This window comes from Gordonia sp. G4 (genome assembly GCF_057770005.1).
Window position 1 is genome coordinate 3,457,467 of record NZ_CM173442.1, and the last position, 16,829, is coordinate 3,474,295.

Consider the following 16,829-nt stretch of genomic DNA (forward strand, 5'->3'; position numbering starts at 1 on the left):
GAGCGTGAACGGGTCCTAGCGGTACTCGGCCTTCGGATGCCAGGTGGACACGGCCCAGATGACGACGACGTCGAGAGCGATGATCAGGATCGACCACCACGGGTAGTAGGGCAACCACAGGAAGTTCGCGATGATCGACAGTCCGGCGATGACGATCGCGGTGAACCGCGCCCACGTCGCGCCGGTCATCAGTGCGATGCCCACGATGACCATCACGACGCCCAGGGCGATGTGTATCCAGCCCCAGGTGGTGAAGTCGAGCTTGTAGACGTACTCCACGCCGCGGACGAAGACCTCGTCCTCGGCGACCGCGGCGATCCCCTGGGCGAGCTGGACGACACCGAGGACGGTCAGGATGATCGCGGCTCCGATGGAGGTTCCCGCGGCGATGCCCTGTCTGACGGGTGGACGGTCGTTCTCGTGGATGGGTGCGGTGTGAGTCATGATGACGCCCTTCTCTGGACAACTCCGACAATGTGGAGTGTCCTACCAGTCGTCTCACCCCGCAAGCGTTCCGAGAAGAGCGGGCGCAGATTTGTGACAACCACGTCGTCGATTCGATACGACTGTGCCACAATGCCTTACGCGCAGCTAACGAATCCGGTCAGTCCGCATTCCGGCCGAGACGCCAGATCCGGTCTCGCGACATCGGCGTCTCACAGGGCCGGGTGCCCAGCGCGCGGCGTATCGCGTTGGCGAGTGCCGGCGCGACCGGATTGTAGGGCGACTCGCTCATCGACTTCGCGCCGAACGGACCCAGTTCGTCGCTGGTCTCGGCGAAGTGGACCTCGGTGACGGGGACATCGGCCATCTGCGGCACGCGGTAGGTCCGGAAGACGTTCGTCACCGGCCGTCCGTGCTCGTCGATCATGATCTCCTCGTACAGGGCCGTCCCGATGCCTTGTGCGACACCACCTTCCACCTGGCCGCGGCATTGTTCGGGATTCATCACGGTGCCGGCGTCGGCCGCGTGCACGGACTGCAGTATGCGTACGGTGCCGGTCTCGGTGTCGACCGCGACGCGGAACGCCTGCACGTTGAACGCGATGGACCGCATCTCGCCGCGTTCGGCGCCCGCGGCGACAGCGCGCGGTCCGGCGGGGTGGTCGACCCGGAACGACGGATCGACGGAGCCGATGAGGTCGGTGAACCCGACGATCCGGCCGTCGACGAGAGCGCCGTCCGCGACGAGATCGATCTGTGCCGCCTCGGTTCCGGTGAGTTGCGCCGCCGCGCCGACGAGTGCGTCGCGCAACGCGAGGCAGGCCGAGTACACGGCCTTTCCCGCGACGGTCGTGCCGGCCGAGGCGAATGCCCCGGTGTCATGGGCGACGGCGTCGGTGTCGCCGTGCCACAGCGAGACGCGATCCAGCCCGGTCGACAGGGCGGTGGCGACGATCTGGGCGTGCACCGTGGTGGTGCCGTTGCCGAACTCGGCGGTCCCGACGCCCACGTGGTAGGTCCCCGCGGCGTCGACCGCGACGGTGACGTCGGCGAAGTGCCCGCGCGGGGCCATGGTCGCGATCGCGGCGATGGCCATACCCTCGCCCACGCGCCAGCGTTCGCCCGGCGGTGCCTCGACCCCGTTGCCGGCGCGCATCGCCTGCTCGGCGAGGTCGAGACACTGGTCGAGTCCGTAGCTGCCGTAGACCAGGTCGACCTCGGGTTCGGCGCGCGCGATGAGCAGTGGATCGCCGTCGGCGACGGCATTGCGCCGCCGGAACTCGAACGGATCGATGCCGAGTTCGATCGCGAGTTCGTCCATCGCACTCTCCACGGCGAAGACCACCTGGCCGAGGCCGTAACCGCGGAACGCACCCGACGGCGGGTTGTTGGTGTAGACGACTTCCGCGTCGAGTCGTTTGACCGGGCAGTTGTACACCGACACCGATTCCGCGCAGGCGTGGAACATCACGCCGATGGCGTGGTTGCCGTAGGCGCCGGTGTCGGACAACAGGTTCACGCGCAAGCCCGTGAGCCGACCGTCCGCGTCGGCGCCGACATCGACCGTGACCCGCATCGGATGGCGGTAGGTGGTGCGGGTCAACTCGTCCGTGCGGGTCATCTCGTAGGCGCAGGGTCTACCGGTGCGGAGTACGGCGAGGGCCACGAGATCCTCGGTCAGCATCTCCTGTTTGCCGCCGAATCCTCCGCCCACCCGGGCGCTGAAGACCCGGATGCGCTCCGGTGGCAGGTCGAAGAGCACTGCGAGTTCGTTGCGGACGAGGAACGGGACCTGCGTGCTGGTCCGGATGACCAGGCGGCCGTGTTCGTCGAACCACCCGATCGAGCCATGTGTCTCCAGCTGGGCGTGCGAGACCCGTCCGCTGGACCAGGTACCGTGCACGGTCGCCGTCGACGCGGCGAGCGCAGCGTCGACGTCACCGCCGAAGCCCTCGTGGAAGGTGGCGACGACGTTGCGGTCGGCCTCGGCGACCCGGTCGGCGGGGGTGCGATCGGGGTGGAGCAGCGGCGCACCCGGAGTCCGGGCCTCCTCCGGGTCGAACACCGCGGGGAGCACCTCGTAGGTGACGTCGATCAGCGCCAACGCCTGTTCGGCCACGGCGGGGGACGAGGCGACCACCGCGGCGACCCGCTGGCCGACGAACCGCACGATCGGGTCGAAGATGAGCGTGTCGTCGGGGTCTTCCAGTCGGTTCTCGTGACGTCCCGTGGAGAACCTCGGGGTCGACACGTTCTCGTGGGTCAGGATCAGCTCGACGCCCGGCAGCGCGGCCGCGTCGGTGGTGTCGATGGCGGTGATCCGTGCATGCGCGTGCGGTGATCCGAGCACGTGGATGTGCAGGGTCCCGGGCGTGGGGACGTCGAAGGTGTACGGCTCGGTGCCGGTCACCACCCGCCGGGCCGCGAGCGGGTTGACCGAGGTGCCGACGAGGGGACGCGGATCCGCCGCCGGGGGCGGCGCGGTCGTGGTGGCGGGGGGTGCGACGGCCGCGGTGATCGCATCCCGGATGGACCGGTATCCGGTGCAGCGGCAGATGTTTCCCTTCATCCGCCGCGGCAGGTCGGGAAGATGCTCGGCGGTGACGGTCGAGGCGGTCACGATCATCCCCGCGGTGCAGAACCCGCACTGGAACCCGAAGTTGTCGACGAAGGACTGCTGGACGGGATGCAGGTCGTCCGGGGTGCCGAGCCCGGAGACCGTCGTCACCGACTTCCCGGCGGCGCGGTGGGCGGGAAAGATGCAGGAGTGCACGGGTTCGCCGTCGACGAGGACCGAGCACGCCCCGCAGTCCCCGGCGTCGCAGCCCTTCTTGACCTCGTAGTGGGCGTGTTCGCGCAGCAACATCCGCAGGCACTGTCCCGCAGCGGGTTCGGCTTCGAGATGCTCGCCGTTGACCTCGAATTTCATACGTGGGCTCCGAATCCCTTGTCGCGCAGCGGCACCCATTCGGCCAACTCGGTCCGGATCTCCTCGCCGAGGACCGCCGAGACTCCGCGGCGCCAGTCGGCCGAGCCCATCGGATCGGTGTAATAGCCGCTCGCCGCGACGATGTCGTCGTGGAGCGCGTCGCGGGTCGGCAATCCGGGGTAGCGCAGGACCGTCGGCCATTCGGTGGCCGCGGTGATCCCGAAGGTGGCGGCGCCGTCGTCGTCGATGCGGCCGGTGACCACCGCCCCCGAGCGACCGAGTTCGGCGAGGGCGATCGTGCGCACCGCGGTGTGTGCGCGCAGGGCGTGACCGGGGAAGTCGATGGCACGCAGGACCTCCCCCGGTCCGAGGAGATTGATCCCGTCCCCGATGACCAGCTCGGCGACGGGCAGATCGCGGTCGGCGCCGGTGGGTGCCCACACGTGTGCGGTCGCGTCGAGTCCCACCGCGAGGGAGACCATCGACGCGGCGGCGAACGATCGGCAGATGTTGCCGCCGACCGTGGCCATGTTCCAGATCTTGAACGATGCCAGCAGCGCGTTCGCGCAGTGCGCGAACATCGGATGGGCCACGAAGCCCGGACGCGGGGGCAGCGCGGCGAGCTCGGCGATCGTGCAGGTGGCCGCGATCCGCAGGCCGCCTCCGGGTAGATCTTCGACAGGTGCCCAACCCATCTCGCTCAGGTCGACGAGTCCGGTGGTGGCCGGCTGCGGCTCGGAGAACACCCACGTGCCACCGGCGACGATCTGTTCGCCGGGACCGGGGAACGCCTCCTCGCGGGTTCGGGCGAACCGGTAGTGGGAGACGGCGGTGAGGTCCATCAGCGTGCCTTGTCGAGGAGGCGGGGTGCAGCGGTGGGTGGCTCCCACCGTACGAGGCCGATGCGCCCGTCGGAGCGGATCGCCGAGATCGACGTCAAGAGAAGCACGGCGTCACGCTACGTGTATCCGGTGCGGTCCGCATCTCGTGATCGGCGGGCCGGTGGTGAACGTGATCGACTCGTCAGACCGGGGTCTCGGCGCTGCGTCCGTGTGCGGGGATGCCGAAGGCGACCAGGGCGGCGACCACGCTCATGACGAGGGCGATGCCGGAGGCCCACAGGTAACCATCGGCGGTCGGGACCTCGACCGTGGTCCCATCGGCGGCTTGAACCGAGACCATCGACCACGTGAGGAGCATGCCGACCACCGCGGCGGCCGTCGACGTCCCGACGATCCGCATGAGCGCGTTGACGCCGTTGGACTCACCGGTCTGCTCGACACTGACCGATTGCATGATCAGGGCCGGCATCGCCGAGTAGGCGATGCCGAGACCCGCGCCGATGCAGCAGGCGATGACGACCATGTGGATCCACGTCAGGTCCCACGGGCCGGCGATCCCGACGATGAACACGACGTAACCGATCCCGATCACGATCGCGCCCATCGCCAGGGACACGCGGGCGCCGAAGCGTGCATTCATGCGACCGCTGACGTGGGAGAAGAGGAACATGACCGCACCACTGGGCGCGAGCAGCAGACTCGCGTGGACCATGTCGTAGCCGAAGCCGTCCGGGCTGCTCGTCGGGGCCATCAGCAGCTGGATCGGGATGAGTTGCATCGCGTAGAAGGCGAACCCGGTCGCGATGGAGGCGAGGTTGGTCATGAGCAGCGGACGCTTGGCGAGGATACGGAGATCGATCAGTGGACCCTTGCGACGGAGCTCGACGAGGACCCACACACCCAACGACACGACAAAGCCGGCGAACAGCCCGAGCGTGACCGGAGCGGACCACCCCCATTCGGCGCCCTTCGACAACGGCAGCAGCAGGCAGACGAGCAGCACGGTGAGGCCGAGCGCACCGAGCGCGTCGAAGCGGCCGCCCGAGGGCTTGGCGGTGGATCGCACCGTGAGGGCCACGCCGACGCCGGCCAGGGTCGCGGCGCCGGCACACGACCAGAAGAGAGCGTGCCAGCTCACGTGCTGGGCGATGAGGGCGGCGACCGGGAGTCCGAGCGCACCGCCGATACCGAGCGAGGCGCTCATCGTCCCCACCGACGAGCCGAGGTGCCGGGGCGGGACGATGTCGCGCATCACACTGATGCCGAGCGCGATGATGCCGAAACCCAGACCCTGGAGTCCGCGGCCGATGATGAAGAGCGGGAGCGACGTCGCGACCGCGCAGGCGACCGAACCCACGGCGACGAAACCGAGACTGACCAGGATGGCGAGGCGTTTGCCGTACATGTCACCGATCCGCCCGCCGATGGGGGTCGCGACCGCGCCGAGCAGCAGGGTGATGGTGATCGCCCAGGTGGTGTCGGAGGCATCGGCGTCCAACAGCGCGGGGAGCTGGGGGATGAGCGGCACGATGATCGTCTGCATCAGTGCCACGACGATGCCGGCGAGGCAGAGCACGGCCACCGCCAGGCGGGGGTGGGGCTTGTCGGCGGCGGGATCGGGGGGCGGGAGGTCCGGGGTGCTGTCCGTTGTTCCGTCGGCGTCGGTGCGGCTGGTCACGCCGTCATCCCGCTGGTTCCGATCATCGATTGTTCACACCTCCGAACGATCAGGGTATCGCGCGGGCGATCGACGCAGACGTTCGGATCCGCCCGAGCGGGGCCTGATCGGCTAGGCGAGCTCGGCGGCGCTGACGGGGTGCGGCCATCGCGGGGTGAGTCCGTCACCCGACGAGACCCCACGGATGCGTCGCATCACCCACGGTCCGAGAAACGTCCGCGCCCATTCCGCGTTCTGGCGCCGTTGCTCCCGGCGGGTGGCGACCGCGGCGGCGGCCAGGGTGGCGGGTGTGATGTCGTGGTCGACGCCGAGGAGGTCGAGGACCCGGCCGGACATGTGTGCGTGGCCGAGCGGGGACATGTGCAGGCGGTCGGTGTCCCACATGCGGTAGTCGTCATATCCCGGCATGCGCCAGAAGTCGCAGATCAGTGCGCCGTGGCGCTCTGCCACTCCGCGCACGAGTTCGTTGTAGATCGCGATGCGTCCGCGCAGCATCCGGAACACCGGAGCCCATCCGGTGTCGTAGGCGGTGAAGACGACGACGGTGGCGCCGGTCGCCGCCAGGTCGCCGAGTGCGGCGTCATAACGCGCGATCAACTTGTCCACGTCGAGGGACGGACGCATGAGGTCGTTCCCGCCCGCATAGATGGTGACGAGGTCGGGGTCCAGGTCGATGGCCGGACCTACCTGCTCGGCGACCACCTCGTCGAGCAACCGGCCGCGGATGGCGAGGTTCGCGTAGGTGAAGGCGGACCGGTCCGGGCCCGTCCCGTCGTCGGCCCGCGCGGCGAGTTGCTCGGCGACGCGGTCGGCCCATCCGCGGACACCGTTGGGTCGGGTCGGATCCGGATCGCCCACGCCTTCGGTGAACGAATCGCCCAATGCGACGTAGCGGGTGAAGCCCACGAGCGCGCCTTCCTGTCGAGTGTCGGCATGACGCTAATCCCGTCTGTCGGCCCGATCAAAGCGCGCCCTGGACGGAGCGATCGGTCGGCATTCCGACGGAGCGATCGATCGGCATTCGGAGGGTTTCCGGACCGCGGATCTCTCATTGTCGATCGTCGGTGGAGAGCATTTCTCAACACAGCGGCAATGAGTGCCACGTACATTGCGCGGCAATTGTTTTCGATCCTCGCGGATGGGTCGGTGCATCGCGGCGGCAGGGTGTTCCGATCAATTCGGAATGCGGTCCCGGCGGCCCTTTCCGAAAGCGTCGAAGGCAGTGTGAGGGGGTGGCCGGTCGGCCGGTCTCGGTGAGTAGGATCACGACGTGAACTGCCCTTGGAAAAACGGGTCGGCGTCGTCGGGACACCTGCGTCGAACCGTGTCCGCCGGGGGGTTTGTTCGCGCGATCTCCACCGCGATTGTGCGAGTCGCTGAGCACGCGCCGGACCGGCGCAGGCGTGAGAGAAAGAGAACACCACGATGTTCGACAAGGTTCTGGTCGCCAACCGCGGCGAGATCGCCATCCGCGCGTTCCGCGCTGCCTACGAACTCGGTGCGCGCACGGTCGCGATCTTCCCGTACGAGGATCGCACTTCGGTGCACCGGCTGAAGGCCGACGAGTCCTATCAGATCGGGGTGCCGGGACATCCGGTGCGGGCGTATCTGTCGGTCGACGAGGTCGTCAGCGCGGCGGTTCGCTGTGGCGCGGACGCGATCTACCCCGGGTACGGGTTCCTGTCGGAGAACCAGGGTCTGGCCGCGGCGTGCGCGGAGGCGGGCATCACCTTCGTGGGTCCGAGCGCCGACATCCTGGAGATGACCGGTAACAAGGCGACCGCGGTGGCCGCGGCGAAGGCTGCGGGCATCCCCGTTCTCGCGAGTTCGGAGCCGTCGTCGGATCTCGACGAGTTGCTCGCCGCGGCGCAGGACATGCAGTTCCCGGTCTTCGTGAAGGCGGTCGCCGGTGGCGGCGGGCGTGGGATGCGTCGCGTCGACGAACCCGCCGATCTCGCCGAGGCCATCGCCGCCGCGTCGCGCGAGGCCGAGGCCGCGTTCGGTGATGCGACGGTGTTCCTCGAGCAGGCGGTGGTCAACCCGCGGCACATCGAGGTCCAGATCCTCGCCGACACCTACGGCAACGTCATCCACCTCTATGAACGCGACTGCAGTCTGCAGCGCCGCCACCAGAAGGTGATCGAGCTCGCGCCCGCGCCGAACCTCTCGGATGAATTGCGCGAGCGAATCTGCTCCGACGCAGTGGCTTTCGCCCGTTCCATCGGCTACTCGTGTGCGGGCACGGTGGAGTTCCTGCTCGACGAGCAGGGCCGGCACGTGTTCATCGAGATGAATCCGCGCATCCAGGTCGAGCACACGGTCACCGAGGAGATCACCGACGTCGACCTCGTCAGCGCGCAGCTGCGCATCGCCTCGGGTGAGTCGCTGGCGGATCTGGGCCTGAGCCAGGACGTGATCGGCATCCGCGGAGCCGCCCTGCAGTGCCGCATCACCACGGAGGACCCCGCCAACGGCTTCCGGCCCGACGTCGGGCGGATCACGGCCTACCGCAGCCCGGGCGGCGCGGGTGTCCGGCTCGACGGCGGCGCCACCCTGGGTGCCGAGGTCAGTGGTCACTTCGACTCGATGCTGGTCAAACTCACTTGTCGTGGAAGGGATTTCCCGACCGCGATGCGGCGGGCACGGCGCGCTGTGGCCGAGTTCCGCATCCGCGGCGTCGCGACCAACATCCCGTTCCTGCAGGCGGTGCTCGACGACCCGGACTTCCGCGCCGGCCGCGTCACCACCTCGTTCATCGACGAACGTCCCGGCCTGCTGACCTCACGCTCGTCGGCCGACCGCGGCACCAAGATCCTGTCGTATCTCGCCGATGTCACCGTCAACAAGCCGCACGGTGAGCGTCCGACGACGGTGTACCCGCGGGACAAGCTGCCCACCGTCGAGCGCTCGGTGCTGGCCTCGCCGCCGAACGGCTCACGGCAGCGGTTGCTGGAGCTCGGCCCGGAGGGGTTCGCCCGTGACCTGCGGGAGAACCCGCGTCTGGGCATCACCGACACGACGTTCCGTGATGCGCACCAGTCGCTGCTCGCGACGCGGGTGCGCACCAACGGGCTGCTCAACGTCGCGCCGTATGTGGCGGCGCTGACCCCTGAGCTGCTCTCCGTCGAGTGCTGGGGCGGCGCGACCTACGATGTGGCACTGCGCTTCTTGAAGGAAGATCCGTGGGATCGCCTCGCGCAGTTGCGCGAAGCCATCCCCAACATCTGTCTGCAGATGCTGCTGCGCGGCGCCAACACCGTCGGGTACACGCCGTATCCCACCAAGGTGACGACCGCGTTCGTGTCCGAGGCGACCGACGTCGGCATCGACATCTTCCGCATCTTCGATGCGCTGAACAACATCGACGCGATGCGGCCGGCGATCGACGCGGTCCGCGAGACCGGCACGGCGGTCGCCGAGGTGGCGATGAGTTACACCGGCGATCTGTCGGATCCGGCCGAGGACCTCTACACGCTCGACTACTACCTGCGGCTGGCCGAACAGATCGTGGAGGCGGGCGCCCACGTCCTGGCGATCAAGGACATGGCGGGTCTGCTGCGGGCACCCGCGGCGACCACCCTGGTCACCGCGCTGCGGCGGGAGTTCGATCTGCCGATCCACGTGCACACCCACGACACCCCCGGCGGGCAGCTCGCGACCTACATGGCCGCGTGGCAGGCCGGTGCCGACGCCGTCGACGGCGCCAGCGCCGCGCTGGCGGGCACCACCAGCCAGCCGCCGTTGTCGGCGATCGTGGCCGCGACCGCCCACACCGAGCGGGACAGCGGGATCGACCTGGCGCGGGTGTGCGACCTCGAGCCGTACTGGGAGGCGCTGCGAAAGGTGTACTCGCCGTTCGAGTCCGGTCTTCCGGCGCCGACCGGCCGGGTCTACTCGCACGAGATCCCCGGCGGGCAGCTGTCGAACCTGCGGCAGCAGGCCATCTCCCTGGGCCTGGGCAACCGCTTCGAGGCCGTCGAGCAGGCCTACGCCGCCGCCGATTCGATGCTGGGTCGGCTGGTCAAGGTCACCCCGTCGTCGAAGGTCGTCGGTGACCTCGCGCTGGCCCTGGTGGGTCGCGGTATCACCGCGTCGGACTTCGCCGCCGATCCGGCGTCCTACGACATCCCGGACTCGGTCATCGGCTTCCTGCGGGGCGAGTTGGGTGATCCGCCCGGCGGCTGGCCCGAACCGTTGCGCACCCTCGCGCTGCAGGGTCGGGCACCCGCCCCGGAGGTCACCGAACTCACCGCCGACGACGAGGCCATCCTCGACAAGCCGGGACGCGACCGTCAGGTCCGGCTCAACCACCTGCTGTTCCCCGGTCCGGCAAAGGAATTCGAGGAGCACTACGAGGCCTACGGCGACACCTCGACGCTGTCGGCCAACCAGTTCTTCTACGGTCTGCGCTACGGCGAGGAACATCGGGTGGTGCTCGAACCGGGCGTGGACCTGCTCATCGGGCTCGAGGCGATCAGCGAACCGGATGAGCAGGGCATGCGGACGGTCATGTGCGTCCTCAACGGCCAATTGCGGCCCATCGCGGTGCGCGACCACTCGGTCGATTCGGCGGTCGCGTCGGCAGAGAAGGCCGACCGTTCCGACCCGCACCACATCGGCGCCCCGTTCGCCGGCGTCGTCTCCCTGTCGGTCGACGTCGGCGACGAGGTGGCCGTCGGCGCGACGATCGGCACGATCGAGGCGATGAAGATGGAGGCGGCGATCACCGCGCCGGTCGCGGGCAAGGTGGCCAGACTTGCCGTCGGACAGGTCACCCAGGTCGCGCCCGGCGACCTCCTCATCGAGATCCGCTGATCCGAGGGCGGCGGGGCGAGCGCCCCGCCGCCGGGTCAGCTACCCCGGTAGGTCGAATAGGCGAAGGGGCTCAACAGGATCGGCACGTGGTGGTGGCGTTCGGGGTCCTCGATCTCGAAGCAGATGTCGATTTCGGGATAGAAACCCTTGATGTCGTTGTCGGCGAACCAGTTCCCGGTGTCGAAGACGAGGTGGTAGATCCCCGGGACGAGGGTCTCGGTGTTCACGCTGGTGATGCGACCGTCCGAGTCGGTCGTGCCGGCGGACAACTGCGTCCCCGACGCATCCTGGAGGGACACCTCGACACCGACGGCGGGTGCTCCCGACACCGCGTTCAGGACGTGCGTGGACAGTCCGGTCATCTCGAAACCCCTTGATCGTCGGCGTGTTCGTCGGCGTTGTGCTCGGTCGACAGCATACGGAGCAGGCGGGCGCGGTTGATCTTCGCCAGTTCCTCGCGCAGGACGCGCCGCTCGGTCGTGGCGTCATTGGTCATCCGCTGTTCGAGGATGGCCAGCAGTTCGTCGGCGGGCCGGCCGTTGGCGAAGACCAGGTACACGTGCCCGAACCGCTCCTCGTAGGACGCATTGCGCTCGCGCAGCTCGGCGAGCACCGACGCCGCAGCCCCGGCCACCCCCGACTGCTCCCGCGCCGAAGAAGCGTTGTCCGGCCGGTCGCCGATCCGCGGGTGTCCGGCGAGCGCCTCGTCGACGTCGTCCTCCGAGATCTCGGCGAGGGCGCGGTCGGCGACGTCGAGCAGTGCCGGGACATCGCGAAAGGGCCTGGCGCGCATCATCCGCTCGATCCAGGCCGTCGATGCGCAGCAGGAGCGCAGGGCGGACCGGGCCTGCGCGTCGTCCATCTCGTTGAGCAGCATGGTGACCAGCCTAGGATCAGCGGGCGTGGTCGTCGCGTGGAAGATGGAGCGATGAGCGACACCACCGTGCCCCCGCGCGCGCATCGGTCGCCGGGTCGGGTACTCGGTGCGGTGCTCGCCGCCGGCGCCGGCACCAGATACGGAATGCCGAAGATCCTCGCAGACGACGGAGAGTGGCTCGAGTGTGCGGTCGCGGCGTTGCGCGACGGCGGCTGCGCCGAGGTGGCGGTCGCGATGGGCGCCGCGGTCGTCGAGCCGCCCGCGGGCGCCGAGGCCCTGATCGTCGAGGACTGGGCCGACGGGGTGGGCGCCTCGGTGTCGGCCGCCCTGCGGTGGGCGATCGCACGACCGGCCGCCGCGGGACTGGCGGTGCACGTGGTCGACACCCCCGACAGCGGCCCCGAGGTCACCCGACGGGTGCTCGACGCGGCGTCGGGTGATCGAACCGTGCTCGCTCGAGCGGTCTTCGACGGTCGTCCCGGACACCCCGTGTACATCGGAGCCGACCATTTCGCGTCCGCGCTGCGCGTGATCGGCGGTGATGTGGGGGCTCAGGTCTATCTCCGATCCCAGGCGGTGACCCCCGTCGAATGCGGGGATCTGTCCACCGGTGAGGACATCGACGAGCGGTTCCTCTGAAGGCGGGCGTGCCCATTTCGAGACCTTCTCGTCGCCGTTCCGGTGCACGGTGATCCCACGTGGGACAACCGTCCATGTCTAGGGTGCAGACATAGCCGGGTAACGGACCGCACTCTCCTCGAAGCGGGTGATCGCCGTGGCGCACGATCGTCGTCGACGCCTCACCGCGATCATCGCCGCGCTCGTCGTGGGAGGCGGACTCGCCGCGTGCGCGACCGGTCCCGACGCCGCCGAACCGAACCCCGTCTCACGGTCCGTCGAGGATGCGCATCTGCCGCCCGGATTCGACACCACTTTCCGCTGGACCGCCACCGGGGTCCTCGACCCGCAGTCCGCCGAGGGCACCTTCGTCCGCGCCTTCACCGAGTCCTTCGAACTCGCCAACGCCGGTCGGTCGGCCCGGTGGGGGTACCCCGGTTTCGCCGAGGCCGCGCCGTCGAACATCGATCAGATGGTGACGGCGTACCCCGCGGACGTGTCGGCGTCGGAGCGCGAGGTCGGCACGGCCTTCTACCGCGCTCTGCGCCGCGTCGACGACAACGGGTGGGCGCGAATCGTACTGTGCCGCCATGGATATCGGTCCGTGCAGCGAGACGGCGCCTGGACCGTCGGCTTCGACACCCCGCGACCGGTCGAGATCGACATCCGACGGGTGGGGCACGATCCCGCGGTCGCGTCGCGCGGCGGCGAACGAACCCCGGGGTCCGATGTGTTCGGCGGGTGGTTCACCTCCCGCTACGACTTCGCGGCGCTGTATCCGACCCCGACAGCCGACCAGAAAGCGTGTGCGGCAATGACTCCGGCGGGAATGCCGCGCTGGCTGCCGATGGCCGACGCCGAGCCGTGGCCGTCGCTGTCGCCGTCGCCGGGGTGGTCCAGCTACCCCGGTGCGGCTTGAACCTCGACCGAAGACCCCGTGCCCACTGGTCGGGGTGCCTACTGGTCGGGCAGCCCGTCGAGCAGGTCGTCGAGGTGAACTGGCAGGTCGCGCCCCCGGACTCCGGTGGCGTTGTGGATCGCGTTGACCACTGCCGCGGCGCTGCCCACGATGCCGATCTCACCTGCGCCGCGTGAGCCCATCGGAGTGGCGTGCACGTCGCGGTCGTCGAGACAGATCGCGTCGACGTCGGCGATGTCGGCGTGTACGGGGATGTGGTACTCGGCGAGATCCTGCGTGACCACGTGCCCGAAGCGGTGATCGCGAACGCTTTCCTCGTGCAAGGCCATCGAGATGCCGAAGGTCATGCCGCCGATGAGCTGTGAGCGGACGGTGCGCGGATTGATGGCACGCCCGATGGAGAACACCCCGAGCATGCGCGGGATCCTGATCTCGCCGGTGTCCACGTCGACGCGGACCTCCACGAAGTGCGCGCCGAACGAGGCCACCGTGAACTTCTCGAGGTCGGGGTTGTCCGCGGCCTCGGCGCTCAGCTCCGCGCCCTCGGGCGGATCGTCGCCGAATCGCGCGCGGAACTGATGCGCGGCGGTGACGATCGCCGATCCCCACGACGAGGTGCCCGACGAGCCGCCGGCGACGGTGGCGCTCGGGAGTGCACTGTCGCCGATCTCGATGTCGACCACGTCGGTGGAGACCTCCAGCGCATCTGCGGCGATGAGCAGCAGGGTCGTCCACGCACCGGTCCCGATGTCGGTGGCGGCGATCCGCACCGAGTAGCGACCACCGCGATGTGCGATCGAGGCCTCGTTGCCCGGTTGCACCATGTGCGGGTAGGTCGACGATGCGACGCCCAGGCCGATGAGGTGGCGGCCGTCGCGCCGTGCGCCGGGCTCGGCGGCACGGAGGTCCCAACCGAATCGTTCGGCGCCCTCGCGGAGACAGTCGAGCAATCGTCTCGACGACCACGGATTGCCCGTCTCGGGGTCCTCCGGCGGTTCGTTGCGCACACGCAGCTCGATCGGGTCGATACCGGTTGCGTGCGCGAGTTCGTCCATCGCCACCTCGCCGGCGAACATCCCCGGCGCCTCACCGGGCGCGCGCATCCAGAAGGGGACCGGCACGTCGAGCGGGACGACATGGTGGTCGGTCCGGCGGTTCTCGGCGGCGTACATCGAACGCGACGTGACCGCGGCCTGTTCGGCGAATTCCTTGGCATGTGCGCTGTGCGTGTGCGCTTCGTGTACCAGGGCGATGAGGTGGCCCGTGCGATCGGCGGCGAGCCGGAGCCGCGACCGCGTGGGCGCGCGGTGTCCGACGTAGACGAACATGTGTTGTCGGGTGACGGCGAACTTCACCGGACGCCCGGGCAGGCTCATCGCCGCGAAGGCGGCCAGCACGTCGTGGGAATGGGGGGAGCCCTTGGAGCCGAAACCGCCGCCGACGTGCGGCGCGACGACCCTCATCTGCTCGGGTTCGAGTCCGAGGACCGGCGCCAGCGTGGACACCACGCCCTGTGTCGACTGGGTCGAGTCGTACAGCGTCAGGGTCGAGTCGTCGGGCTGCCACGTCGCCACCACGGTGTGGGGCTCCATCGGGTTGTTGTGCTCTTCCGGCGTCGAGTACCACTCGTCGATCGTGACGAGGTCGGTGTGTGCCGGGTCCCCGGCCGCCCGGTCCAGGATTCGGTCGGGGTCGCCGTCCAGCGAGGTCGGCTCGAATCCGCCGTTGACCTGTTCGGGTCGGTATCTGTCGGGGTGATCGACTCGGAACTCGGTGTCGTGGTCGTCCTCGTCGTAGGTCACGGTCACCGACGCCGCGGCCTCCCGGGCCGTCTCGGGACTCTCCGCGACGACGGCGCCGATCAGCTGACCGCGGTAGGCGATCTCCGGCGACTGCAGGATCGTGAGGTCGCCGTTGGACGTGTCCGCGAGTCGAGGCGCGTTCTCGTGGGTGAGGACGAGTAGGACACCGGACGTGGATTCGGCTGCGGCGGTGTCGAATCCGGTCACCCGGCCGCGCGCGACGGTGGCGGTGACTGGCCACAGGTACACCGCGTCGGTGAGGTGCTCGTACGCGTAGGGCGCTGTGCCGCGGACCTTGTCGGCGCCGTCGATCCGTGCGTGGGAGGTGCCGATGGTGGTCATCGAGTGCTCAGCTCCCGCAGGGTGGCGATCAGGGTGCGACGTGCCAGGGGCACCTTGAACTCGTTGCCGTCCAGTGCGCGCGCGTCGCCGAGTTCGGCGTCGGCTGCCGCGGCGAACAGTTCGGGTGACGGGCGCTGCCCGCGCACCACGGCTTCGGCGCGTTCGGCCCGCCAGGGCTTGTGTGCGACGCCGCCGAGCGCGATCCGAGCGTCGCCGATCACGTCGCCGTCCATCGTCACCTCGGCCCCGACGGACACCAGGGCGAACGCATAGGAGGCGCGGTCGCGGACCTTGCGGTAGGTCGACGACGAGTCGGGTGGCGGAGGCGGCACGTCGACAGCCACGATGACGTCGTGTGGCTCGAGCACCGTGTCGCGCTCGGGGTGTTCGCCCGGCAGTCGGTAGAAGTCCCGGATGTCCACCTCGCGCTCCCCGTCGGGACCCTGCACCACGACGCGCGCGTCGAGGACGGTGAGGGCCACCGCCATGTCCGACGGGTGGGTCGCCACGCAGGCGTCCGACGCGCCCAGGACGGCGTGGTACCGCGTGTAACCGCCGATGGCCGAGCATCCCGAACCCGGCGTCCGCTTGTTGCAGGGTGTCGTGACGTCCTGGAAGTACACGCACCGCGTGCGCTGCAGCAGATTGCCCGCGTTGGTCGCGAGATTGCGCAGTTGCGGAGATGCGCCCGAGAGCAGCGCGCGTGCCAACACGGGATAGCGACGTCGGACCAGGGGGTGGGCGGCGGTGTCGGCATTGCGGGCGGTGCCGCCCAGCCGCAGCGAGCCGTCCGGTTTCTCGGTGATGTCGTCGAGTGGAAGGCGCGAGATGTCGAGCAGCGCAGTCGGATCGGCGATCCCTAGCTTCATGTGATCGACGAGGTTGGTGCCCCCGGCGATCAGTTTCGCGCCGTCGTGGTCGCGCAGGAATTCCACTGCGCCGGCCACATCGGTCGCCCGGTCGTACGTGAACGGGATCATCGATAGACCACCTGTCGGATCGCGGCGAGGATGTTGGGGTAAGCAGCGCACCGGCAGAGGTTGCCGCTCATCCGTTCTCGGATCTCGTCGTCTGCCAGCCTGTCGGCGCCCTCGGTCGGCGGGCTCGCATCCCCGGCGGACGGGTCGAGGTCCTCGGTGACGTGGCTCGGGTACCCCTGCTTCGCCTCGTCGAGCATGCCGATTGCCGAGCACAACTGACCGGGGGTGCAGTATCCGCACTGGAAGGCGTCTTCGTCGATGAACGCCTGCTGCATCTCGTGCAGGTCGTCGCCCTCACCCAGCCCCTCGGCGGTCACGATCTCACTGCCCTCGTACGCCACCGCGAACGACAGGCAGCTGACGATCCGGCGACCGTCGACCAGGACGGTGCAGGATCCACACTGCCCGTGATCGCATCCCTTCTTCGGGGAGAAGATCCCGAGCCGGTCGCGCAGGCCGTCGAGCAGGGTCGTGCGCGTGTCCACGACGACGTCGTGATCGGCACCGTTCACGGACAGCGAGATTCTGGCTTCCACATCGCGGGGCGTACCCGACGGCCCCGGCGGTAAACACTCGCCGCAGA

Annotated in this window: 13 protein-coding genes; 3 read left to right on the forward strand and 10 right to left on the reverse strand. The window is 69.2% G+C overall.

Features of this window, described 5'->3' with window-relative positions; all coding sequences use genetic code 11:
• Positions 1 to 15: 15 nt before the first annotated feature.
• From AC3B5T_RS15500 to AC3B5T_RS15520, 5 genes are all read right to left on the reverse strand, one after another.
• Positions 16 to 444: a DUF7144 family membrane protein gene (locus AC3B5T_RS15500; RefSeq protein ID WP_488357693.1), complete on the reverse strand. Its 429-nt coding sequence runs from the start codon at positions 442 to 444 to the stop codon at positions 16 to 18.
• Positions 445 to 604: 160 nt separating this feature from the next.
• A complete protein-coding gene (locus tag AC3B5T_RS15505) occupies positions 605 to 3,373 on the reverse strand; it encodes a molybdopterin-dependent oxidoreductase (protein ID WP_488357694.1) in 2,769 nt (922 codons plus the stop codon).
• Complete coding sequence (locus tag AC3B5T_RS15510) at positions 3,370 to 4,215, reverse strand: FAD binding domain-containing protein (protein ID WP_488357695.1); 846 nt, start codon at positions 4,213 to 4,215, stop codon at positions 3,370 to 3,372. The genes AC3B5T_RS15505 and AC3B5T_RS15510 overlap by 4 nt, the downstream gene beginning before the upstream one ends.
• A 181-nt stretch (positions 4,216 to 4,396) precedes the next feature.
• Positions 4,397 to 5,893: an MFS transporter gene (locus AC3B5T_RS15515; protein ID WP_488357696.1), complete on the reverse strand. Its 1,497-nt coding sequence runs from the start codon at positions 5,891 to 5,893 to the stop codon at positions 4,397 to 4,399.
• Between the two features lie 111 nt (positions 5,894 to 6,004).
• Positions 6,005 to 6,799, reverse strand: coding sequence for an SGNH/GDSL hydrolase family protein (locus AC3B5T_RS15520; RefSeq protein ID WP_014926252.1), 795 nt, complete (start codon positions 6,797 to 6,799; stop codon positions 6,005 to 6,007).
• Between the two features lie 519 nt (positions 6,800 to 7,318).
• Here AC3B5T_RS15520 and AC3B5T_RS15525 point away from each other — a divergent pair.
• Complete coding sequence (locus tag AC3B5T_RS15525) at positions 7,319 to 10,708, forward strand: pyruvate carboxylase (RefSeq protein WP_488357697.1); 3,390 nt, start codon at positions 7,319 to 7,321, stop codon at positions 10,706 to 10,708.
• A 35-nt stretch (positions 10,709 to 10,743) separates the two neighbouring features.
• Here the strand turns inward: AC3B5T_RS15525 and uraH are convergent, their stop codons facing one another.
• Both uraH and uraD read right to left on the reverse strand, forming a co-directional pair.
• Positions 10,744 to 11,070 carry a hydroxyisourate hydrolase gene (gene uraH, locus AC3B5T_RS15530; RefSeq protein WP_010841947.1) on the reverse strand — a complete coding sequence of 109 codons (327 nt, stop codon included), beginning with the start codon at positions 11,068 to 11,070 and terminating at the stop codon, positions 10,744 to 10,746.
• Entirely contained in the window at positions 11,067 to 11,585 is a 519-nt protein-coding gene (gene uraD / locus AC3B5T_RS15535) for a 2-oxo-4-hydroxy-4-carboxy-5-ureidoimidazoline decarboxylase (RefSeq protein WP_488357698.1), read from the reverse strand. Before uraD ends, uraH begins: the two co-directional genes overlap by 4 nt.
• Before the next feature lie 51 nt (positions 11,586 to 11,636).
• On the opposite strand from uraD, the gene AC3B5T_RS15540 reads away from it, so the two are divergent.
• Positions 11,637 to 12,224, forward strand: coding sequence for a nucleotidyltransferase family protein (locus tag AC3B5T_RS15540; protein WP_488357699.1), 588 nt, complete (start codon positions 11,637 to 11,639; stop codon positions 12,222 to 12,224).
• A 127-nt stretch (positions 12,225 to 12,351) separates the two neighbouring features.
• Positions 12,352 to 13,122 carry a hypothetical protein gene (locus AC3B5T_RS15545; protein ID WP_010841950.1) on the forward strand — a complete coding sequence of 257 codons (771 nt, stop codon included), beginning with the start codon at positions 12,352 to 12,354 and terminating at the stop codon, positions 13,120 to 13,122.
• A 38-nt stretch (positions 13,123 to 13,160) separates the two neighbouring features.
• On the opposite strand, the gene AC3B5T_RS15550 is transcribed toward AC3B5T_RS15545, so the two are convergent.
• The 3 genes from AC3B5T_RS15550 to AC3B5T_RS15560 are packed head-to-tail and all read right to left on the reverse strand — an operon-like array spanning position 13,161 to position 16,782.
• Positions 13,161 to 15,266, reverse strand: coding sequence for a xanthine dehydrogenase family protein molybdopterin-binding subunit (locus AC3B5T_RS15550; protein WP_488357700.1), 2,106 nt, complete (start codon positions 15,264 to 15,266; stop codon positions 13,161 to 13,163).
• A complete protein-coding gene (locus tag AC3B5T_RS15555) occupies positions 15,263 to 16,246 on the reverse strand; it encodes an FAD binding domain-containing protein (RefSeq protein WP_488357701.1) in 984 nt (327 codons plus the stop codon). Before AC3B5T_RS15555 ends, AC3B5T_RS15550 begins: the two co-directional genes overlap by 4 nt.
• A complete protein-coding gene (locus tag AC3B5T_RS15560) occupies positions 16,243 to 16,782 on the reverse strand; it encodes a 2Fe-2S iron-sulfur cluster-binding protein (protein ID WP_488357702.1) in 540 nt (179 codons plus the stop codon). Before AC3B5T_RS15560 ends, AC3B5T_RS15555 begins: the two co-directional genes overlap by 4 nt.
• Positions 16,783 to 16,829 lie beyond the last annotated feature (47 nt).